This window comes from Sulfitobacter sp. TBRI5 (assembly GCF_051013555.1).
In the GTDB taxonomy this organism is placed as follows: Bacteria; Pseudomonadota; Alphaproteobacteria; order Rhodobacterales; family Rhodobacteraceae; genus JL08.
On record NZ_CP112884.1, the window covers coordinates 1268210 to 1290323 of the forward strand.

Annotated in this window: 20 protein-coding genes; 14 read left to right on the top strand and 6 right to left on the bottom strand. The window is 55.9% G+C overall.

Going from position 1 to position 22114, the window contains the following annotated elements:
* Nucleotides 1-30 precede the first annotated feature (30 nt).
* Both OLX72_RS06535 and OLX72_RS06540 read left to right on the top strand, forming a co-directional pair.
* Nucleotides 31-624 carry an HD domain-containing protein gene (locus tag OLX72_RS06535; RefSeq protein ID WP_433990081.1) on the top strand — a complete coding sequence of 198 codons (594 nt, stop codon included), beginning with the start codon at nucleotides 31-33 and terminating at the stop codon, nucleotides 622-624.
* Nucleotides 621-1100: an N-acetyltransferase family protein gene (locus tag OLX72_RS06540; protein WP_433990082.1), complete on the top strand. Its 480-nt coding sequence runs from the start codon at nucleotides 621-623 to the stop codon at nucleotides 1098-1100. The genes OLX72_RS06535 and OLX72_RS06540 overlap by 4 nt, the downstream gene beginning before the upstream one ends.
* On the opposite strand, the gene OLX72_RS06545 is transcribed toward OLX72_RS06540, so the two are convergent.
* Together OLX72_RS06545 and OLX72_RS06550 are read right to left on the bottom strand one after the other, a co-directional pair.
* Nucleotides 1097-1651: an ActR/PrrA/RegA family redox response regulator transcription factor gene (locus tag OLX72_RS06545; RefSeq protein ID WP_114871938.1), complete on the bottom strand. Its 555-nt coding sequence runs from the start codon at nucleotides 1649-1651 to the stop codon at nucleotides 1097-1099. The two genes, OLX72_RS06540 and OLX72_RS06545, sit on opposite strands and share 4 nt — an antisense overlap.
* A 73-nt stretch (nucleotides 1652-1724) precedes the next feature.
* Nucleotides 1725-2351: an SCO family protein gene (locus tag OLX72_RS06550; RefSeq protein WP_433990083.1), complete on the bottom strand. Its 627-nt coding sequence runs from the start codon at nucleotides 2349-2351 to the stop codon at nucleotides 1725-1727.
* An 88-nt stretch (nucleotides 2352-2439) separates the two neighbouring features.
* Here OLX72_RS06550 and regB point away from each other — a divergent pair, with 88 nt between their 5' ends.
* The 8 genes from regB to trxA all read left to right on the top strand — a co-directional run bounded on the left by regB (nucleotide 2440) and on the right by trxA (nucleotide 14383).
* Nucleotides 2440-3831 (top strand): sensor histidine kinase RegB, encoded by a 1392-nt coding sequence (regB, locus tag OLX72_RS06555; RefSeq protein WP_114871936.1) that lies wholly within the window; start codon nucleotides 2440-2442, stop codon nucleotides 3829-3831.
* 110 nt (nucleotides 3832-3941) lie between these two features.
* Complete coding sequence (locus OLX72_RS06560; RefSeq protein ID WP_114871935.1) at nucleotides 3942-5501, top strand: PAS-domain containing protein; 1560 nt, start codon at nucleotides 3942-3944, stop codon at nucleotides 5499-5501.
* A 40-nt stretch (nucleotides 5502-5541) separates the two neighbouring features.
* The gene (gene tsaE, locus OLX72_RS06565; protein WP_114871934.1) at nucleotides 5542-6015 is read left to right on the top strand and encodes a tRNA (adenosine(37)-N6)-threonylcarbamoyltransferase complex ATPase subunit type 1 TsaE; all 474 of its coding nucleotides are present in this window, start codon (nucleotides 5542-5544) and stop codon (nucleotides 6013-6015) included.
* Nucleotides 6012-7034, top strand: a complete 1023-nt coding sequence (locus OLX72_RS06570) for an aminoglycoside phosphotransferase family protein (protein WP_433990084.1) — start codon at nucleotides 6012-6014, stop codon at nucleotides 7032-7034. Before tsaE ends, OLX72_RS06570 begins: the two co-directional genes overlap by 4 nt.
* The gene (locus OLX72_RS06575; RefSeq protein ID WP_114871932.1) at nucleotides 7010-7702 is read left to right on the top strand and encodes a nucleotidyltransferase family protein; all 693 of its coding nucleotides are present in this window, start codon (nucleotides 7010-7012) and stop codon (nucleotides 7700-7702) included. The genes OLX72_RS06570 and OLX72_RS06575 overlap by 25 nt, the downstream gene beginning before the upstream one ends.
* Entirely contained in the window at nucleotides 7695-10640 is a 2946-nt protein-coding gene (addB, locus tag OLX72_RS06580; RefSeq protein ID WP_433990085.1) for a double-strand break repair protein AddB, read from the top strand. Before OLX72_RS06575 ends, addB begins: the two co-directional genes overlap by 8 nt.
* Nucleotides 10640-14023, top strand: a complete 3384-nt coding sequence (gene addA, locus OLX72_RS06585) for a double-strand break repair helicase AddA (RefSeq protein ID WP_433990086.1) — start codon at nucleotides 10640-10642, stop codon at nucleotides 14021-14023. The genes addB and addA overlap by 1 nt, the downstream gene beginning before the upstream one ends.
* Before the next feature lie 39 nt (nucleotides 14024-14062).
* Nucleotides 14063-14383, top strand: coding sequence for a thioredoxin (gene trxA / locus OLX72_RS06590; RefSeq protein ID WP_114871929.1), 321 nt, complete (start codon nucleotides 14063-14065; stop codon nucleotides 14381-14383).
* A 50-nt stretch (nucleotides 14384-14433) separates the two neighbouring features.
* Here the strand turns inward: trxA and OLX72_RS06595 are convergent, their stop codons facing one another.
* Nucleotides 14434-15351, bottom strand: a complete 918-nt coding sequence (locus OLX72_RS06595) for a hypothetical protein (protein WP_114871928.1) — start codon at nucleotides 15349-15351, stop codon at nucleotides 14434-14436.
* A gap of 97 nt (nucleotides 15352-15448) precedes the next feature.
* Between OLX72_RS06595 and hslV the strand changes: the two genes are divergently transcribed.
* The 4 genes from hslV (at nucleotide 15449) to OLX72_RS06615 (ending at nucleotide 19759) form a co-directional block, all read left to right on the top strand.
* Nucleotides 15449-16006, top strand: a complete 558-nt coding sequence (gene hslV / locus OLX72_RS06600) for an ATP-dependent protease subunit HslV (protein ID WP_433990087.1) — start codon at nucleotides 15449-15451, stop codon at nucleotides 16004-16006.
* Nucleotides 16007-16051: 45 nt separating this feature from the next.
* On the top strand, nucleotides 16052-17359 hold the full coding sequence (gene hslU / locus OLX72_RS06605) for an ATP-dependent protease ATPase subunit HslU (protein ID WP_114871926.1): 1308 nt from the start codon (nucleotides 16052-16054) through the stop codon (nucleotides 17357-17359).
* Nucleotides 17360-17531: 172 nt separating this feature from the next.
* The gene (locus OLX72_RS06610; RefSeq protein WP_162798174.1) at nucleotides 17532-18506 is read left to right on the top strand and encodes an alpha/beta hydrolase; all 975 of its coding nucleotides are present in this window, start codon (nucleotides 17532-17534) and stop codon (nucleotides 18504-18506) included.
* 35 nt (nucleotides 18507-18541) lie between these two features.
* Nucleotides 18542-19759 (top strand): MFS transporter, encoded by a 1218-nt coding sequence (locus tag OLX72_RS06615; RefSeq protein WP_433990088.1) that lies wholly within the window; start codon nucleotides 18542-18544, stop codon nucleotides 19757-19759.
* Here OLX72_RS06615 and OLX72_RS06620 read toward each other — a convergent pair.
* The 3 genes from OLX72_RS06620 to OLX72_RS06630 are packed head-to-tail and all read right to left on the bottom strand — an operon-like array spanning nucleotide 19756 to nucleotide 22027.
* Nucleotides 19756-20337, bottom strand: coding sequence for a Smr/MutS family protein (locus tag OLX72_RS06620; protein WP_114871923.1), 582 nt, complete (start codon nucleotides 20335-20337; stop codon nucleotides 19756-19758). The two genes, OLX72_RS06615 and OLX72_RS06620, sit on opposite strands and share 4 nt — an antisense overlap.
* The gene (gene mltA, locus OLX72_RS06625; protein ID WP_433990089.1) at nucleotides 20334-21329 is read right to left on the bottom strand and encodes a murein transglycosylase A; all 996 of its coding nucleotides are present in this window, start codon (nucleotides 21327-21329) and stop codon (nucleotides 20334-20336) included. Before mltA ends, OLX72_RS06620 begins: the two co-directional genes overlap by 4 nt.
* 38 nt (nucleotides 21330-21367) lie before the next feature.
* Nucleotides 21368-22027, bottom strand: a complete 660-nt coding sequence (locus OLX72_RS06630) for a Tim44/TimA family putative adaptor protein (protein WP_433990090.1) — start codon at nucleotides 22025-22027, stop codon at nucleotides 21368-21370.
* Nucleotides 22028-22114 lie beyond the last annotated feature (87 nt).

Here is a 22114-nt window from a genome sequence, read left to right on the forward strand (position 1 = left end):
GTAGTGTCGCGTCAAAACCCAGAGGTATTCATGAAACAACCACGCGCATGGCAACGCATGTTATCCGGCCGCAGACTGGACCTGCTGGACCCGACCCCGTTTGATATCGAAATCGAAGATATCGCGCATGGTCTGGCCTTTGTTGCGCGATGGAACGGGCAAACACAGGGGCAGTTTGCCTATTCTGTTGCTGAACATTCACTGCTGGTGGAAACGCTGTTTGGTCGTATCGCTCCCAACGCCCCGGCAAAATGGCGCCTGGCCGCCCTTTTGCATGATGCACCGGAATACGTGATCGGGGATATGATTTCGCCGGTAAAATCCGCAGTGGGGCCGGGCTATGGCGTCCTGGATGATCGATTGACCGCCGCCATACATATCAGGTTCGGGCTGCCGGCGACGATTCCATCCAAAATCAAGAAACAGATCAAGAAAGCAGACAGAATCAGCGCCTGGATGGAAGCGACGCAGATCGCTGGCTTCACCACTGACGAAGCCAACAAACTGTTCGGCAAACCCGAATTGAACCTGACCGAAGGGTTGGACATTACATTGCGGCCGCCCGTTGAAACACGCAATGCGTTCACTGCCCGCTATCAGGTCTTGCTGGGCGCAATGGCATGATGATCCGCACGGCTGAGTATTCCGATGCGGCTGATCTTGCGGCCATTCTGAATGAAATTATCGCGCTTGGCGGAACAACTGCACATCTGACACCCGTGTCTGGGCCAATCATAAGGCAATGGATGGATCATGATCCCGAAGCGTCATCCTGGGTGCTGGCAGAGCAGGACGGCGCGGTGATCGGCTTTCAATTCGCCGAACCTCACTCACAACTGCCGCCCGATGCGGCCGATATCGCCAGTTTCGTCAAACCCGGCATCACAGGTCAGGGCACCGGACGGGCGCTTTTTGCGGCGACCCGCGATGCATGCAGAAATCTGGGATACAAGTGGATCAACGCCACGATCCGCGCCGACAACCAAAGCGGGCTGACCTATTACAGCGCCATGGGATTCAAAGACTGGCACATCGACCCGGCTGCCGAATTGTCAGACGGGCGGATCACCGGAAAGATCAGCAAGCGGTTCGATCTTTAGCGTGGTGATCGTTTCGCCAATATACGCTGCAATGTCCGTCGGTGCATGTTCAGACGTCGCGCCGTTTCGCTGACATTCCGGTCACATAGCTCGTAAACGCGCTGGATATGCTCCCACCTTACGCGGTCCGCACTCATCGGGTTTTCCGGCGGCGGCGGCATTTCATCGCCGTTGGCCAGAAGTGCATTGGTAATGTCGGTGGCATCCGCAGGTTTGGACAAATAATCTGTCGCGCCAATCTTTACTGCGGCAACGGCGGTCGCAATTGCGCCATATCCGGTCAGAACCACTATACGGCTGTCGGGGCGTTTTTCACGCAGCACCTCGACGACATCAAGGCCGTTACCGTCCTCTAGTCGCAAATCAACCACTGCATAGGCTGGCGGACGCGCTGTTGCGATAGCTTTGCCCGCAGCGACAGATCCGGCCGTTTCGATTTCAAAACCGCGCTTTTCCATCGCTTTTGCCAGACGTCGAAGAAAGGGCTCGTCATCATCCACCAGCAGCAATGACTTGTCTGCCCCGATATTCTGCGACGTTGGTGCGCTCATACAGTCCTCTCCCCGTCAGACCTTATTGGTTTTCAGAGTATTAACTGGCGCAGTGCAAACGTCAAACACTGCGTCAATTTTGCGCAGCATCAACGAAACATTGTATCTTGTCAGCGATTTCCTGTGGCGAAATCTCGCGCCGGAAAAATTCGACGAACCCAGCTTCCGGAAGAACGAGATAGCTGAATGTGGAATGATCGACGAGGTAGTATTCGTCTTCGGCGTCATGCGCCTTGTAATAGGTTTTGTAAGCCTGACTTGCCGCTTTCACCTGTTCGGGGGATCCGGTCAATCCGATCATCCGTTCGTGCAGGTTATACGCAAAATCCCCAACAACTTCGGGCGTGTCGCGTTTTGGATCGATCGAAATGAAAACGGGCGTGACCATCGTACCGCGTTCTTCAAGGATATCGATCGCTTCCGCGTTGCGTGCCGTATCAAGGGGGCAGACATCCGGGCAAAACGCGTATCCAAAGTAGATCAGCGAAGGCTGCGTGATCACATCTTTGTCCGTCACCGTTTCGCCTGCGGAATTCACCAGTTCGAAAGGGCCACCGATTGAACCCGTTCCGCCCGCAATCTGGGACGTGCGGCACTGCGCAAACTGATCCGCTTCTGAACCAGAGCGGCTTACGAACCAGACCGCGCCCAAAAGGGCGACAGTCGCTAAAACGGCTGCAACTGCAAAAGCGCGAAGCATATGGTTTCCTTCAATCCGACATTCATTACCTTGGTGACGCAAGACACCTATCAATCCATCCGGCTGATGCAATAGACTTAGGGCACAAATGACCGATTCAAACACTGGCATCTTATTCGGGGACGATCGCAGCAACTGGATCAGGTTGCGCACGATGATCCTTTTGCGCTGGGCAGCCATTGTCGGGCAGTTAACGGCCATTACAGTTGCCCAGCGCATGTATGGCCTACAGCTTGAGCTTGGTCTGTGTTACATGGCCGTCGGTGTCTCGGTGATCGGAAACCTGATCGCCATCTTTGTCTTTCCGGAAAATAAACGGCTTTCGGAAACCGAAAATTTCCTGATGGTGCTGTTTGACCTGCTTCAGCTCAGCTTTCTTTTGTATCTTTCCGGCGGGTTGCATAACCCGTTCGCCCTTTTGTTACTGGGTCCGGTCACGATCTCGGCTGCGGTTCTTGCGCCACGTTCAACCATCGTTCTTGCAGGTACGGCAATTGTGATCGCTACGCTGCTTACGGAATTTCATTTGCCGTTGCGCACGGAACAGGGGTTTATCCTGCGCATTCCGGATGTGTTTGTTTTCGGCAACTGGGTCGCGCTGGTGATCGCGATTGTGTTCCTGTCTGTCTACGCGCGCAGCGTCACGTCCGAAATGCATTCGATGTCGGATGCGTTGGCGGCCACGCAAATGGCCCTGTCCCGCGAACAGAAGTTGACAGATCTGGGCGGGGTTGTTGCAGCAGCTGCCCACGAACTGGGCACGCCTTTGGCGACAATCAAACTTGCCAGCGCCGAACTGATTGAAGAACTGCACGACCGTGATGAACTACGCGAAGATGCGGAACTGATACGACAGCAGGCAGACCGGTGCAGGGATATCCTGCGCGATATGGGGCGGGTGGGAAAAGACGATCTGCTGTTGCGACAAGCGCCTCTGGTAACTGTTCTGCAAGAAGCCGCCGAGCCTCATATGAGCCGCGGAAAGACGATCCACTTTCAGGAAGGCGATCATATAAACGATGCGCTCCAGCCATCGATCCTGCGCCGTCCGGAAGTCATTCACGGGCTGCGCAATCTGATCCAGAACGCAGTCGATTTTGCCAGTGCGAACATATGGATCGAAACCCGCTGGAATGATGAAACGATATCAGTGCGGATCGTTGATGACGGGCGCGGTTTTCCTTCACATCTTATAGGCCGGATCGGCGACCCGTTTGTGAAAAACCGCCGTGCCGACGGGCGCTCTCGACCGGAATACGAAGGTATGGGGCTTGGCCTGTTTATCGCCAAGACATTGTTGGAAAGGTCGGGTGCCGAGTTGAGCTTTGCCAACGGATCCAACCCTGACCGGCCGTCAAAATCATCCAAGCAGAAACGCGGCGCGATTGTGAAAGTCACCTGGCCACGGGGCCGGATCGACGCGAAATCCGTTGAAAACATCTCTCTCACGACGGGTCGCAATCAACCTATCGAAATCTGATCCGGTCTATTTTGACCCTGAATTTCCCTTGCATTTTTTCGACATTAACCCGGCATTAACCATTTTTGGACAGGTTGGGATTGGCGACCGTGTCGAGGGAAGGCTGATCCGTGACAGGACTGTATTGGGGTGACTTGGTTTTGCTTGTCTTGGTGTGTTCGGGCGTTGCAGCGCTGGCCCTATTGTGGATCGCCCGCACCGCTTCCGAACCGGCGGCACCTGTCGAAAACATCCGTTCCGTTTCACCGGACGGTTTGGTGTTTTTGCTGGATGGAACAAATCTGCGCGATGTATCCCCTGACGCAGAAGCCCTGATCGAAGATATCATCGACGATGACGGCTGGACCCGGATAGGCAAGGTGCTGCGCCCCCGTTTCCCGGAATTGCCACGAAGCATCGAAACGTTTTCCGGTTCTGGCCGTTGTGACTATGCGGACGGAGATCATGGTGATCCGGCCAGGCTGTCGGTTGAATGGAATAACGGAATCATCCGGCTTGAAGTGATCGAACCATCTGACGCAAGCGGGAATGCGATACGTCAGCATGTTGAGGCCGTTCAAATCACCGAACAATCCATGGCGCGCGAGGCGATGGAAAGCGCACCCTATCCTGTTTGGCAAATCGGTGATGACAGCATGCCAAGATGGCACAATCCGGCCTATGATGTGCTGCGCAACAAACTGGGGATTTCAGAAAACGAACCGGTGTTTGATCTGGGCGAAATTGACAGGGTCAAGACAGGCAAGATCCGGACCTCGGTTAGTGTTGACAGCGGAAAACAAACGGCCTGGTTTGATGTTTTCGTGTCGCGGGCTGAAGATCGCAGCTTTTGTTACGCTGTTAACGTGGACATGGTTGTGAATGCCGAAGTCGCGCGGCGGAATTTTGTCCAGACGCTGACCAAAACCTTTGCAGAGCTATCCAGTGGGCTGGCTATATTTGACCGGAACCGACAATTGGCGCTGTTTAATCCGGCCCTGATCGACTTGACGGCACTTTCAGCCGAGTTTTTGAGCGCGCGCCCGAATCTTTTGTCTTTCTTTGACCGCTTGCGCGACAACAGAATGATGCCCGAGCCCAAGGACTATAAATCCTGGCGCGAACAGATTGCCGATCTGGTGGCGAGCGCACGAAACGGCGACTACGTCGAAACCTGGACCCTGCCCTCTGGTCCGACTTACAAGGTCAGCGGGCGGCCCCATCCGGATGGTGCGATCGCATTCCTGATCGAAGATATCAGCGCCGAGGTTTCGCTAACCCGCCGGTTCCGGTCGGAACTGGAACAGGGGCAATCCCTGCTTGATGCTTTGGACGACGCGCTTGTCGTTTTTTCCTCGACCGGCATTCTGACCCTGTCCAATACCGCATATCGCGATCTTTGGCGGACGGACCCGGACAGCAGCTTTGTCGACATGACAATTCTGGACGCCATACGGCATTTTCAGACGCAGTGCCAAGCAACCCCCCTGTTTGGAGAGTTGCGCGACTACGTTCTGGATTGTACCGAACGCGCCGAATGGGACGGGCTTGTGCGTATGAACTGCGGCCATGAATTGGTGTGCGGCGTCCATCCGATTTCAAATGGGGCAACGCTTGTCAGGTTCCAGAAGAATTCGGAAACGCCCCTCATCCGGAAAGCACAGCGAACGATAACAGCCGAGACCGCATGATCCCACTTGCGAGCGCTGTCACAGGCGATAGTTTGGCGGCATGAATGAACACTCCCTGATTTTTGATCTGGCGACCGAAGCTGAAACTGCCGAACTGGCGGTCAGATTGGGCAAACAGCTTGAAACGGGGGATGTTGTTCTTCTTGAGGGGGACATTGGAACTGGTAAAACCTGTTTCGCGCGGCATCTTATCCAGTCACAGCAACGCCTGACAGAAGATGTACCTTCGCCAAGTTTTACTTTGGTTCAGGTCTATGACACCAAACCCGGACAGATATGGCATGCCGATCTGTATCGTCTGTCATCCCCGGATGACGTTGAGGAGTTGGGATTGTCAGACGCGTTTCAAACTGCAATCTGCCTGATTGAATGGCCGGATCGTCTGGGCGAACTTGCGCCGGAAGATGCGCTTTTGATCCGGTTTGAGCTGGGCGACACCGAAACAGCCAGAACCTTGACCTTCAGCTGGCAGAATGATCGATGGGCAAACCTGTCAAAGGCCATAACCAAATGACACCGCGTGAAGAAAAGGCAGCTGTTTTCATTTCCGGCACGGCCTGGGCCGGATGTGACCGCGCTGCACTTGCGGGGGATGCATCAAGCCGCCGCTACGAACGCCTTAAGGCAAAGAACGGCGCGCCAGCAGTCTTGATGGACGCACCCGCGGAAAAAGGCGAAGATATCGCGCCGTTCATTCGCATCGCGCGTTATCTGCGCGACATCGGGTTAAGTGCGCCGCGCATTCTGGCGGAAGACAGGGAAAACGGATTTCTGCTTCTTGAGGATTTGGGGGATGATCTGTTTGCCAGAGTTGCGATGGCAAAACCCGAGCTGGAAGGCACGCTTTATCAGGCTGCAACAGACACGCTAATCACCCTTCATGCTGCGAAACCGCCAGCTTTGGTTGCTTATGATTCGATCCTCATGACGGAAATGGCGGCCCTTGCGTTTGACTGGTACCAGTTGGGGGCACTGGGTCAGACGGATGAACAGGCAAAATCTGATTTCCGATCCGCGTTTCATGCTGCACTGAGCGAACACGTTGCCGCACCGACGGTTCTGATCCAGCGTGATTACCACGCGGAAAACCTGCTTTGGCTTCCCGACAGACACGGCGTTGCTCGGGTCGGCCTGCTGGACTTTCAGGATGCGATGTTGGGGCATCCTGCTTATGATCTGGTGTCTCTTTTGCAGGATGCGCGCCGCGATGTTCCGCCCGCGCTGGAACAGGCAATGTTGTCGCATTACATCGAACGCGCCCGGGTCGAACCCGAAAGTTTCCGCATCAGTTACGCTCTGCTGGGCTTGCAACGGAACCTGCGAATCCTCGGCGTTTTTTCAAGGCTGTGCCTCAAGTCCGGAAAACCGGGATATATCGAAATGATCCCGCGCGTGTGGGAGTTTATCGAGCGCAATCTGCGTCATCCTGCATTACAGCATCTTGGTCCGCTTGTTACGGTCCCCCTGCCCGTCCCAACCCCTGAAATCCTTGCAAAACTAAGGACGCAATGCGCGACACACCAACCAGCATAATGTTGTTCGCGGCAGGGTTTGGAACCCGTATGGGCAACCTGACCGCCGAGCAGCCAAAGCCCATGGTGCCCGTCGCAGGCAGGCCACTTGTTGATCATGCGCTGGATCAGGTAAGCCCCATGGGGTTCGAAAAAGTTGTTGCGAACCTGCATTACAAGCCCGACGTGCTGGCCGCGCATCTTTCACAACACGGCGTTATTTTGTCCCGCGAAAGCCCCGACATTCTTGAAACCGGCGGCGGTTTGCGGGCGGCGCTGCCGTATCTTGGGGGCGGACCGGTGTTCACGATGAACACGGATGCAATCTGGGTTGGTTCAAATCCGCTGCAAGCTTTGTCACAAGCGTGGGAACCGGACAGCATGGACGCGCTGCTGATGTGTGTTTCCCCCGAAAACGCAGTTGGACATTCCGGTGCAGGGGATTTTTTTCTGGCCGGATCCGGGCGTCTTTCGCGCGGCAAGGGCCTGATTTATTCTGGTGCGCAAATCATCAAGACGGACATGCTGCACGATGTCCCGCAGGCCGCATTCTCTTTGAACATTGTGTGGGAGGAAATGCTGAAGCATCAGCGCCTGTTTGGTCTGGAATACCGCGGAAAGTGGTGTGATGTGGGCCAACCCGAAAGCATCCCACTGGCCGAAGCCGCCCTGACGGCCCGCAATGTTTGATCCGACAGACCGCCCAAGGGTTTTCGGCCTGCCATTGGGTGCAGATTTTCCCAAGGCGTTGGTTGATGGCCTGATTGCACGCCACAAAGACCAACCACCCGAAACGCTGACGCGCGTCACAGTGATCGTGAACACACAGCGGATGGCCCGCCGTATCCGCGATCTGTTTGATGCCGGACCACCGATGTTATTGCCGCGCATTCAGGTCATCACAGACCTTGGGCAAGGCGCTGTTGGTGCGGGCATTCCGCCGGCTGTTCCCGCTTTGCGCCGGCGGCTGGAGTTGTCGCAACTGATTGGCACTTTGCTGGAAAAAGAACCTGATCTTGCATCCCGCGCTGCCTTGTTCGACCTTTCCGATAGTCTGGCCGCACTAATGGACGAAATGCACGGCGAAGGCGTTTCCCCCGATGCCATATCGGCACTGGATGTTTCTGATCAGTCAGGACACTGGGAGCGCACTAAGACATTCATTTCCATTATCAAAAAGTATTTTGACGGAGCCACATCCGAACCCGATGTGGAAACCCGCCAGCGCCTTGTCGTTTCCGCGCTGGCCGCGCATTGGGCGTCAAACCCGCCCAAAGACCCTGTTATCGTCGCCGGTTCCACCGGATCGCGGGGAACGACGATGATGTTGATGCAGGCCGTTGCAAAGCTCTCCCAAGGCGCGCTGATCTTGCCGGGATTCGACTTTGATCTTCCGGAAGACGTGTGGACCAAGCTGGACGATCCGCTGCTGTCCGAGGATCACCCGCAATACCGGTACCGCAAGCTGATGCTGGCATTGGGATTGCGACCTGCCGACATATCAAACTGGGGTGCTGATATCGGGCCGGATGTCGCAGCCCGCAACCGGTTGGTTTCCCTGTCTTTGCGCCCTGCCCCGTTCACCGATGCCTGGCTGGCCGAAGGCCCTGCCCTGCCGGATATCGCTGGCGCGACACAAGGCGTGACCCTGGTTCAGGCCCGTCATCCCAGAGATGAGGCGCTGGCCGTTGCGTTGCGCTTGCGTCAAGCCGCCGAGGATGGCCAGACCGCCGCGCTGATTACGCCTGACAGAATGCTGACACGACGTGTTACGGCGGCGCTTGATCAATGGAACATCACACCTGATGACAGTGCGGGCCAGCCCTTGCACCTTTCGCCGCCGGGCCGGTTCTTGCGCCATGTCGCACAGCTTTTTTCACAGAAAATGTCTGCGGAACTCCTGTTTACACTGCTCAAGCATCCCTTGTGTCACAGTGGCGGAAGCCGCAATCAGCACTTGTTGTTCACGCGGGATCTTGAGCTTTATTTGCGCAGGACTGCCCCGCCCTACCCCAAGGAATCCGATTTCAGGGCCTGGGCGAGCCAGCACGACCATCCCGCCGCGCCGGACTGGGCCAACTGGCTGGGCAACACGGTGCCGGGCAATGCCACCGGTGACGCACGCCCCTTGTCCGTCTGGTCACAGATACACATCGATCTTTCCCAACGGCTTTCGGCAGGGTCCGCGCCGGAAGATTCCGGCGAACTGTGGCTTAAGAATGCGGGGCAGTCGGCGCTTCAGGTCATGCAATCGGTCGAGCGCGAGGCCGCATCTGCCGGGGATATGTCGGCCTTTGATTACAACAATCTGATCGGCAACCTGCTGTCTCAGGGCGAGGTGCGCGACAGGGATGACAACACGCCCGGCATCATGATCTGGGGTACGCTTGAGGCGCGGGTGCAAGGCGCCGAACTGCTGATCCTGGGCGGTTTGAACGAAGGCATCTGGCCTGCCGCCCCGACCCCCGATCCCTGGTTGAACCGGACATTGCGCGATCGCGCCGGATTGCTACTGCCGGAACGGCGTATCGGCCTGTCCGCACATGATTATCAACAAGCCGTTTCGGCAAAGGAAATCTGGCTGACACGTTCAGTGCGGTCGGAAGACGCTGAAACCGTTGCCTCCAGATGGATCAACCGCCTGACCAATCTGATGCGGGGTTTGCCGGAACAGGGCGGTCTGAAATGCCTGGCGGACATGACCGCACGCGGCGATGAATGGCTTGCCAGAACACGAGAGTTGGAGCGTGTTTCACCCGTTGCCCCCGCCCCGCGCCCATCGCCAAGACCCCCCGTTGCAGCAAGACCGCGCAAGTTGGCCGTGACTGACATTAAGCGTCTGATCCGGGATCCTTATGCGATTTATGCCAAACATATTTTAAAACTGCGTCCGCTTGATCCACTGGTTCAGTCCGCCGATGCGCCGTTGCGGGGGACATTGATACACACGATTCTGGAACAATTCGTACGCCAGACGGTGCAAGACCCATCCAGCTTGACCAAAGACATGTTGATGCAGATTGCAGATCAGGTGCTGGATGAAAAAGCGCCGTGGCCCGCAACGAAACTGGTTTGGCGTGCGCGGCTGGAACGCGTCGCCGACTGGTTTCTGGAGCGTGAAGAAGAACGGCGCCGGCACGCGACGCCTTTGGTTTTTGAAAAGGACGCCCGCGGTATCGTTGTGCTGCCGGAACTGGGTTTTGAAATAAAGGGGTTTGCAGACCGGATTGATCAGGACGAAACCGGCACTGTCTATCTTTATGATTACAAAACCGGCCAACCGCCCAGCGCGGCCGAACAGCGGAAATTCGATAAACAGTTGCTGCTGGAAGCCGCGATGATCGAAGCCGGTGGTTTCGAAAGCGTCGGGCCGGCAACTGTTGCGCGTGCCGTTTTCATCGGTCTGGGTTCCAAACCGACCGAAGTTGAAGCGCCGCTTCAGGACGAACCGGCGGCAAAAATCTGGGAAGAGCTCAAAGAACTGATCGCTGCCTATCTGGATCCTGCCCAAGGGTTTACGGCGCGGCGCATGCTGCAAAAAGACACTGATAAAGGCGATTACGATCAATTGTCGCGGTTTGGTGAATGGGACAACAGCGACGATCCAACACCCGAGGATTTGACGTGATGCGCCGGAACGAAGCAACCGAACGACAGGTACAGGCAGCAAACCCCGTTGAATCGACCTGGCTTGCAGCCAATGCCGGTTCAGGAAAAACACGGGTTCTGACGGATCGTGTGGCGCGTCTTTTGCTAAACAATGTGCAGCCTCAGCACATCCTGTGCCTGACCTATACGAAGGCCGCAGCAAGCGAGATGCAAAACCGGCTATTTGGTCGTCTGGGCGAATGGGCGATGCTGCAAGATGCGCCCCTGCGTGCAGCGCTGCTAGATCTTGGGTTGGAAGGCACGCTTGATACGGAACGTCTGCGAAGCGCGCGTACCCTGTTTGCCCGCGCAATCGAAGCCCCCGGCGGGCTGAAAATTCAGACGATCCATTCTTTCTGTTCGTCTTTGCTGCGAAGGTTTCCGCTGGAAGCAGGGGTAAGCCCGCAATTTGCAGAGATCGAAGACCGGGCAGCGGCTTTGTTGCGCGCCGAGATTGTCGATGAGCTGGCAGAGGCTGATGTAGACGGCTGCGTCAGCAAGGTCGCCCAGCATTTCACCGGTGAGGATTTTACAAAACTGACCGATGAAATCGTGCGCAACCGCGATCTTTTCCAAGCCGGTGTCAAATTCAAAGACTTGCTGGGCCTGTTCGGTCTGCCCGCCGATACTACCGAAGACACCGTGCTTGCGTCCGTCATGCTTGGGTCGGAACAATTATTGCTGGACGCGCTGATCGGGCCCCTTCTGAACAGTTCGACAAATGATCAAAAGACCGGGCGGTTGCTGCAATCGGTAACGCGTCTGGATTGGTCGGCTTTGCCCGTTCTGGAATCGGCTTTTTTGCTGAAAAAATCACCATTTTCGGCCAAGTTAGGCACTGTTCCGACAAAACCTCGACAAAAGGATCTGGCCCATGTCATGCCGGAACTTGATGCTTTAATGCAGCGCGTTGAGCGCGGGCGGCAGATGCGGTTGGGCCTGATGGCCGCACGCAGAACGCAAGCGCTTTACACATTTGCCCGCCAGTTTCTGCCAACCTACGACATGCGCAAGCAACAGCGCGGCTGGCTGGATTTCGACGATCTGATCATGAAAGCGCGCCAGTTGCTGCGTGATTCAGACGTCGCACAATGGGTGCTTTATCGTCTGGATGGCGGGATTGATCATATCCTTGTGGACGAGGCGCAGGATACAAGCCCGGCGCAGTGGGATGTGATTGAAAAACTGGCGCAGGAATTCACCAGCGGGCAGGGCGCACGAACAGATGCGACCCGCACCATTTTTGTGGTCGGGGACAAGAAGCAATCCATTTATTCGTTTCAGGGCGCAGACCCGAACGAATTTGACCGGATGCAAAACGAATTCAAGGCGCGCCTGAACGGGGTCGGGCTGGCATTACAGGATCTGACGTTAGAGCACTCTTTCCGGTCTTCCGAAGCGATATTGTGGCTTGTTGATAAAACCTTTGACGCGCAGGGCGCTGCCGGTTTTTCCAAAGACGCCCTGCACAAGGCGTTCAAGACGGACTTGCCAGGTCGGGTTGATCTTTGGCCTGTGGTCGAAAAAAGCGATGAGAGCGAAGAGCGGGCTTGGTATGATCCGCTGGATCAGAAAAGCGAGAAACACCACACCGTTGTTCTGGCGGAACAGATTGCACGCACCATTCGCGGGATGATCGATGATCAAACCGTGATACCCGACGAAACCAAAGGTGCGTCTACAGGTGCCGGTCGGCTTGTCCGGCCCGGTGATTTTCTAATTCTGGTGCAACGCCGTTCCGCTCTGTTTCACGAAATTATCAGAGCCTGTAAAGGGCAAAACCTTCCTATCGCAGGTGCGGACAGGTTGCGGGTCGGGGCAGAAACCGCCGTCAAGGATCTTGGGGCCTTGCTGTCATTTCTGGCCACGCCGGAAGACGATCTTGCCCTGGCAACCGCACTGCGTTCTCCGCTGTTCGGCTGGAGCGAACAGAATCTTTTCAGCCTTTCACATCGTCGCACAACCCACTTTCTGTGGCAGGCGCTGCGTGAAAAACCCGAAACCTATCCTGAAACGCTGGCAATCCTGCAAGACCTGCGCGATCAAACGGACTTCTTGCGCCCCTATGATCTGATCGAACGTATTCTGACACGGCACAAAGGCCGGAAAAACCTGTTGGCGCGTCTGGGGCACGAGGCCGAAGACGGGATTGATGCGCTTTTGTCGCAAGCCCTGTCTTACGAGCGCAATTCCGTGCCCAGCCTGACCGGTTTTCTGGTGTGGATGCAAACGGATGATCTGGACATCAAGCGCCAGATGGATGGGGCAAGCAACCAGATCCGGGTGATGACGGTGCATGGTGCAAAAGGTCTGGAAGCGCCCATTGTCATCCTGCCCGAAACGGCCAGATATGCACCACCCCTCCGAAAGGAGATCATCCCGGTTGGCCAACATGCAATCTGGAAAACGGCCGCCGACACAGCCCCCGAAGTCCTGACATCGGCGCTTGACGATTTGAAGAACGCCGAACTGAATGAACGGCTTCGCCTGTTGTATGTTGCCATGACGCGGGCGGAAAAATGGCTTATCGTAGCGGCGGCTGGCGAGCTGACAAAGGATGACAGCAGCTGGTACGAAATGATCCAGAATGCGATGAAACAGGCCGGTGCGGTGTCTCATGATTTTGAAGGCGGGCAAGGGCTTCGGTTGTCGCACGGTGATTGGGCCGGCTTGCGGATTGAAACCGAAGACGAAACCGATACACCCGATCCGGTGCTTGAAGCTTTCTTTGAAACTCCGGTGCCGACCTTGCCGCCAGCACATAAAACGATCAGCCCGTCTGATCTGGGCGGCGCCAAGGCATTGCCCGGCGACGCTGGCGCTGACGAGGAAAGCGCCTTGAAAAAGGGGCGGCAAATCCATCTGTTGCTGGAACACCTGGAAGATATCGCGCCCGCCCAGCGCGCCGCGCTTGCCGCGCAGTTGTTACAGAACGGTCCGGATGCGGCCACGCCGGAAGACGCGCCCGGCCTAATCGGCGAAGCGTTGAATGTTTTGAGTGAAGAGAACCTGTCAGGCGTGTTCACGCGATCAGCGCTGCGCGAAGTACCGGTTACCGCCGAACTGGGGCGGCATCGATTGCACGGAACAATCGACCGCCTGATTGTCGCCGATGATCGCGTAACGGCTATTGATTTCAAAACCAACGCCACAGCGCCGGGCACAGCCAGCGAGGTTCCCGAAGGCATTTTGCGTCAGTTGGGGGCCTATGCGCATGCGCTATCGCAGGTCTTTCCGGGTCGTGAAATTGAAACCGCAATTTTGTGGACCGCCACACCAACTCTTATGCGATTACCGCACGATCTTGTGACAGATGCCCTGAAACGCACACCATATCTTGACGATGCTTCTGCCGCTACATAGGTTCAGGCCTCAAACGCATTCCTGCCAGGAGATCCGAAGATGGCCACCGTTGCTGTGACAGATGACACATTCGATGCTGAAGTGAAAAACTCAGAAATTCCCGTAGTGGTCGATTTCTGGGCTGAATGGTGCGGCCCGTGCAAACAGATCGGCCCCGCACTGGAAGAATTATCCGCAGAAATGGGCGGCAAGGTCAAAATTGTCAAAGTTGACGTTGACAGCAACCCCAACTCTGCTGCGGCGATGGGCGTTCGCGGTATTCCGGCTTTGTTTATCTTCAAGAATGGCGAAGTTGTTTCGAACATGGCGGGCGCGCGGCCCAAGGCTGCATTGCAAAGCTGGATCGAAGGCGCGATCTGAACATCGCTAAAAATAGCTTGAGTTGAAAGGGCGCCTTATCGGGCGCCTTTTTACATTGGCCAACCGGCGCGGGTGAACGCTGAACGAATGTTGGCCTCGGCCTCGGGCCGCCCGGCATTGATCGACATAATCTGCCAAAACCAGTAAATGTATTTCTTGAATTCCGGTCGTGATTGCGGCGCGGCACAAATCGCGTTTTTCACGCCCACCTTGTTCACGTTCTGGGCAATGTGGTGAAAATCAATTTTCGCGAACAGAACGCTGGGTTTTTCAAAGAAATGCCCGAAAAAGGCAGCGCTTGAATTTTGCGTGACAACGTAGTCACAGGCCGGCAGATAGCGCGCCATCTCTCCGGTCCTTACGATCAGCCTGTCGGTTTCTTTTTGCAAGGCTTGCAAGGCATCCAGTTCAGCCGGTGCATAATGTTCGCGCGGATGCAGGGTCGCGACAACAGGGCGGTGCGGATCGTATTCCAGAACAGAACGTATCATTTCAAGTGGGGAACAGGCCTGAAATGATCGGTGATCCAGCAATTTGCCCTGCAAGGGTACATAGACGAATTCGTCCATCCCGGCCGGTTCGACGGGCGGGTTGAACAATCTGTTTTTCCAGAAGGCGTGAAATTTTTCTGCGGCTTCGCCGGCTATTTCGTTTGGTTCGAACGCCGATTTCGCCACATGCCAGTCCCATCGCGCCGGACTGTGTTCTATCGCCCAGAACGGATAAGCATAGACGCGACGAAAGACGAGCGAACGATCACCAACCGGGCCATCCATGTGAAACATGCAGTATCCATCACGGCGCGTCGCCTTCACATGATTTGACGCGGTGTTTGGCAGATACTCAACCCGGTATCCTGAATCATGTAAAACAGTGGAAACCTTGCCCAGAAAATTGTGTTCTCCGTGCTTTGCGCTTTGCCGCAAATCATCGTCCAGATAAATCCTGAGAATTTTAGGTTCAGCCATGAACAAACGCTAACTGGGGCAGGGGGGCTGGACAAGCCCGGGTCTTGTACCTGTGGCGTCACCACTTCATATAAGACCAAAGCGACAGGAGGCAGGCATGTCAAAGCAGGATTTTCCGGGGTGGCACGGCACCACGATCATCGGTGTCAAAAAAGACGGCAAGGTTGTGATTGCCGGTGACGGTCAGGTCTCGTTGGGTCAAACCGTGATAAAGGGCAGTGCCCGCAAGGTGCGCCGCCTTTCTCCGGGCGGGTTTGATGTAGTTGCCGGTTTCGCCGGTTCGACAGCCGATGCATTTACCCTGCTTGAGCGTCTTGAAAGCAAGCTTGAGGCGACGCCCGGGCAACTGGCGCGCGCCAGCGTGGAACTGGCCAAGGACTGGCGCACCGATAAGTATCTGCAAAAGCTTGAGGCGATGCTGATCGTTTCGGATGGATCGGAAATGCTGGTCATTACCGGCGCCGGTGACGTTCTGGAACCGGAACATGATGTGGCTGCGATTGGGTCTGGCGGCAATTATGCCTTGGCCGCCGCGCGCGGCATGATGGATAGCGACCGCACCGCCGAACAGGTCGCCCGAAATGCAATGGCCATCGCAGCCGATATTTGCGTTTACACAAACGGTAATCTGACTGTCGAAACCATTTCCAGATAACGCGCGGCCCAGCGCACCAAAGTACCGCTTCGGGAAGGACAAAACATGACCGATCTTACCCCACGAGAAATCGTATCAGAGCTTGACCGGTTTATCATTGGCCAGTCCGATGCGAAACGCGCAGTTGCGGTGGCTTTGCGAAACCGCTGGCGGCGCAAGCAATTGCCTGATGATCTGCGCGATGAGGTGTATCCAAAGAACATCCTGATGATCGGCCCGACCGGCGTTGGCAAAACCGAAATCAGCCGGCGGTTGGCGAAACTTGCCCGCGCACCTTTCATCAAAGTTGAAGCGACGAAATTTACCGAAGTCGGCTATGTTGGCCGGGACGTTGAACAGATCATTCGCGATCTGGTCGACAGCGCCATCGCGATGACGCGCGATCAGATGCGCGAAGACGTCAAAGCCAACGCGCATGCCGCCGCCGAGGCCCGTGTGATCGAAGCAATTGCCGGAGAAGACGCGCGGGAAGCCACCCGCGAAATGTTCCGCAAAAAGCTTAAATCGGGGGAACTGGACGACACTGAAATCGAACTGGAGATTGCGGATACATCAAACCCGATGCCGATGTTTGATATCCCCGGACAGCCCGGCGCCAATATGGGAATGTTGAACCTTGGCGATCTGTTCGGAAAGGCGATGGGCGGGCGCACCGTAAAACGCCGTATGAAAGTTTCGGAAAGCTATGATGTTCTGATCGGTGAAGAGGCCGACAAGCTTCTGGATGACGAAGCGGTAACGCGCGCCGCGCTAAACGCGGTAGAGCAGAACGGCATCGTCTTTCTGGATGAAATCGACAAGGTCTGTGCCCGCTCCGATGCGCGGGGTGGTGATGTAAGCCGCGAAGGCGTGCAGCGCGATTTGCTTCCGTTGATCGAAGGCACCGTTGTCAGCACCAAACACGGCCCGATCAAGACCGATCATATCCTGTTCATAGCCTCGGGCGCGTTTCACATCGCCAAACCATCCGACCTGCTGCCAGAGCTTCAGGGCCGATTGCCAATCCGAGTCGAGTTGCGCGCCCTGACAGAGGCCGATTTTGTGCGCATCCTGACAGAAACCGACAACGCACTGACCCTGCAATACACTGCTCTGATGGGCACCGAAGACGTGACGGTCGAATTTACCGCTGAAGGTATTGCTGCGCTTGCCAAAATTGCAGCCGATGTGAACCAGTCGATTGAAAACATTGGTGCGCGTCGTTTGTACACGGTCCTTGAGCGTGTTTTCGAAGAGCTTTCGTTTGCCGCGCCCGACAGGGCAGGTGATCGCGTAACGGTCGACGCAGATTTCGTAGATGCGAACCTTGGCGCTTTGACAAAGTCAGCCGACCTAAGCCGATACGTGCTCTAGCGATAAATGCGCCAATCGGGTACGGCTTGACGATGAAATGTTCGAAAGTACCTATGATGCGCAAATCATTCTGGTTGGCCCCGTTGCTGGTACTGGCCGCGTGTACGAATGTCATTGATGAACAACCCGTGCCCAAAGCTATAAATATCGGGAAAATGAACGGGTGTTTGTGGTGACAAACCGATCAATCGACACCAACGGCCAGTTCACGATTGAGCGGTCGCGTTCCGTTCAATATCTTGATCTGACAGTGTCCGTTCCCCCTGATCGTGCCGTCGGGCAGGTTCCGACAGGGGGCGAGCGCGCCGATCCACAGAAGGATTTTGTGATCGCCGAACGCAGGCCCATCGCTTCGCAATCATCATTCATATCTGACCTGAAAAAAGGTCTACGGTCGCAGCCACCGCTAGAGCGTGAGGTAACGGTATTTGTCCACGGATATAACAATGGGTTTTCCGAGGCTGTTTTCCGCGCTGCCCAGCTGAAGCACGATCTGGAGATAGAGGGTGAGTTTCTGACCTTCGCGTGGCCCAGTCGCGGCAGCGCGTTTGGATATGAATACGACAAGGATTCGGTTCTGGCGGCCCGGACCGAATTGCAAAACCTGCTCGTCACGCTCAGCAAAAGCGGCATAGGACGCATCAATCTGGTCGGCCACTCTATGGGTGGTTTTCTGACGATGGAAACCTTGCGGCAGATTGATCTGCAAGATCGGGGATGGTCGGCGCGGTCTTTGGACAGGCTTGTGCTGATTTCGCCGGACATTGATGTTGATGTATTCCGCGATCAGGTTTCGTATCTTGAACCGGTGCCGCAACCGTTTGTCATCTTCGTGTCCAGTCAGGATGCTGCATTGCGTTTGTCGGCCAGAATTACCGGAGAGCCGGCGCGCCTGGGCAATATCAGCAACACGTCTGACATATCAGACTTGCCCGTGTCCGTGATCGACGTAACCGCGTTTTCGGATGACAGCAGCACCAGCCACTTTGTCGTCGGAAGCTCTCCTGACCTGATCGCACTGATCGAAGGCGCCCGAAAACTGGACCGGGGGTTCATGTCTGGTGATTCCGGGATGTCAGATTTATTGCCGGTCAGCCTTAATTCCACAGGTGGCTTTACAGAAATCACCCTTGAACCCGGGCGTTAAGCAATGCTCGCGGTACCGAACCGGGTTTTGGCTGCATGAAGCTGGGCCCGTTTTTACGCCTGAATGCGCCGTGGCTGGCTGCGGGCGGGCTGCTGACATTTCTGTCCAGTTTCGGACAGACGTTTTTCATTTCCATTTTTGCCGGCGAAATCCGGTCTGAATTCGGACTGTCCCACGGCGAATGGGGCGGCATCTATTCGCTGGGCACAACCACATCGGCCATTGTGATGATATGGGCTGGCGCGCTGACCGACAGGTTTCGCGTGCGCGGTTTGGGCGCGCTGATCCTGTTGGCGCTGGCAGGTGCCTGCATCGCGATGGCTTCGGTCAAAGCAGCCTGGGCGCTGGTATTTGTCATTTTCGCGCTGCGCTTTACCGGGCAGGGCATGACAAGCCACATAGCGGTGGTCGCGATGGCGCGCTGGTTTGTTGCGACACGCGGGCGGGCCCTGGCGATCGCAACGCTGGGGTTTTCCGTGGGCGAGGCGCTGTTGCCTGTTCTGTTTGTCGCGCTCATGGCCTTTGTTGACTGGCGGGTGTTGTGGATTATCGCAGCGATCATCGCGCTGGCAGGTATTCCGGTTCTGTCCTTGCTGTTGCGCAACGAACGCACGCCCCAATCCATGGCGCATGAAAACCCCAGCCTTGGCATGTTCGGGCGGCATTGGACGCGAAACCAGACTTTGCGGCACCCGCTGTTCTGGTTCATGGTTCCGGCCCTGTTGGGGCCATCTGCTTTTGGCACCGCACTGTTTTTCCATCAGGTACATTATGCCGAGATCAAAGGCTGGGAACATGTCCAGCTGGTATCCCTGTTTCCGCTTTATACCTTGTTTGGAATCGGGTCCATGTTGATATCCGGCTGGGCTCTGGACAGGTTTGGAACACCACGCCTGATGCCCTTTTTCCAACTGCCGATGGTGCTGGCCTTTGTCGCATTCGGCATGACAACCAGCATTTCAGGTGCGTTGATCGGGTTCTTTTTCATGGCGCTGACAACAGGGGCCAACTCGACCCTGCCAAATGCGTTTTGGGCCGAGTTCTACGGAACGCAGAACATTGGTTCCATCAAGGCGATGGCTGCGGCTGTCATGGTATTCGGATCGGCCATAGGGCCGGGCATTACCGGAGTCCTGATTGATCTTGGCATGGGATGGGACACGCAAATGGTTGCAATCGCTGCGTATTTCGTTCTTACGACAGTTATGATGACGGTCGGGATTACGCGCTACAAGACAGCGTTGATCGCCTAGCGCGCACGGCGCAGATAGACGTAATAAGCACCGTCACCACCATGGCTGATATGTGCCGGCGTGACCTGCATCACGATCTGACCCAAGGGCGGCATTGTCAGCCATTGCGGAACCTGGTGTTTCAAGACACCCTTTCGCAAAGGGATCGGCCCGGTATCGCGCCCGGATTTCCCCTTGCCCGTAACCACCAGAACCAGCCGTTTTCCGGCACTGTGGGCCGACATGATAAACCGGTTCAGCGCCGGATGTGCTTGTTCCAATGTCATTCCGTGAAGATCGATTTTGCCTTCGGGGCTAAGCTTGCCGCGTTTCATACGGCCAAACGCCTTGCGGTCCATCTGTACCGGTTTGCTGGCCAACCTGTCCGACAGAGACGGAAGAATGTCATGGGCAACCGGTTGTTTGCGCGGCTTGCTGCCCACTTCAAACGCCGGAAATCGTGGCGCATCAACACGAACCTGTTTCTTTGACTGTGGCGTAAACAGTTCTGTTGGTTTTTTAGGCTGCGTGCGGCGGGTCTGTTCCGTTACCTTGCGCCAAAGCTCCAGATCTTCGGCGCTTAGCTTTTTTCTGCTCATAGATCGCCTTCCGGCAACATGGCATATGCGCGCTGAATGGGCATCAGAACAACCATGCGGCCCGGATCCTTGAGTTTACCGGCTGCTTCACCGGCCGCATCACCGGTTCCAAAGAATACATCTGCCCTCTGGGCGCCCTTGATCGCAGATCCGGTATCCTGCGCGATCATCAACCGCCTAAGCGGGTTTTCTCCGTCCTTTTCAATCCAGACGGGGGCACCCAGCGGGGTAAAGGCCGGATCTACAGCAATTGTTCGCATCGTCGTGATGGAACGGTTCATCGCGCCCAGCGGCCCCTTCTCGGCAGGTACGTGGCTGACCTTGCGAAAGAAAACATATGACGGGTTGTGAAACAGCAGTTCTTCGCCTTCTTCGGGGTTCCGCCGGACCCAGCTCTTGATCACTTCGGCACTGACCTGATGTGCATCGTAGATTCCACGCCGCACCAGTTCGACCCCGATTGACCGATAAGGGTGTCCGTTCGCGCCGGCATATCCAACACGAATTGTTTGACCGCCCGGCAGTTTGATCCGCCCGGATCCCTGAATTTGAAGAAAGAACAGTTCCACAGGATCATCGACCCAGGCGATTTCAAGCCTTCTGTTCTGCATCGCGTCGCCATCCAGAATTTCGCGACGCGTCAGCCAGGGATTGGACAGCTTTGCCTCGGGTGGCATTGAATAAACCGGATATCTGTAACGCGATGAATACCGCAGCGACCCGTTAAGTTCCGGTTCGAAATAGCCGGTGAACAACGGCGCGTTTCCATCAGAAATCTGGATCGGACGAAAGAACAATTCAAAGAACGATTTTGCGTCTTTCTGGTTTTGCGCCACGGCGCAAAGAGATCGCCAATCAGGCTCTTTCAGATCCGCGCATGTATTCAGGAACGTGGCCAAAGCGGCGGAATGATCATCATTTTCCCAGCCATCCAGGTCCTGAAACGTAAGGATATCATAGGACGGTTCGGCGCCAGTGGCAGTTGCGGACATAATCCACCCCGCTACTGCAATTGCACGAACCGCCCCAATCATGCGTCCGTGTCGACAAGGCGCCAGTTGGGATCATCGGTGCCCATGACACGCGCAAATGTCCAATTGTCTTTCTGACGCTTCACTTTCGTCGGGCTGCCTTCCACGATGTCGCCACCCTTGTCCCGCACAACCGAAGTCAGCTCTCCGACAAAGCGGATTGTCAGTTCTGCCATGTTGGTTTCAGGATCAAGCGTTGCGTCTGTCAGAGTCAACTCTCGCACACCGACAAATTCGGCCTCAATGGTCAGGCCCTGATCTTCCCGCGCGCTTACACCGTCGACAAAAATTTCGAAAACATCTTCGGCCAGAAACGGCTGAATCGCAGAAAGGTCGCCGCGCTCGTAGCCCATCAATATCATTTCATAGGCGCTGCGGGCGCCCTGAAGAAAATCACTGACCCCGAAAGAGGGCTCGATCCGCTTCATTTCTGCCAGGGCGGCCGCGGCATCGCTGTCTTCGGGAACATGATCAATGATATCCCTGTCCGGCCCACCTTCGATCACTTCGAAATCCCGGCGGGCTCCTGTTTCGGTTCCGCCCTTTGGCACCGGCGGCTTTTCAAAGCCTTCGCGGGTTCCCAGCACGTTTTTCAACCGCAGAATCAGAAATACTGCGATAGCGGCAAGCACCAGCAACTGGATCATGGGTGAATTCATAGGAACCTCATTTTGCGCAAAAGGCATGGTATCATACAACTGTCGCTCTTATGTAGGTGAGCGATAGGGGCAAGTCCACTATGCCCA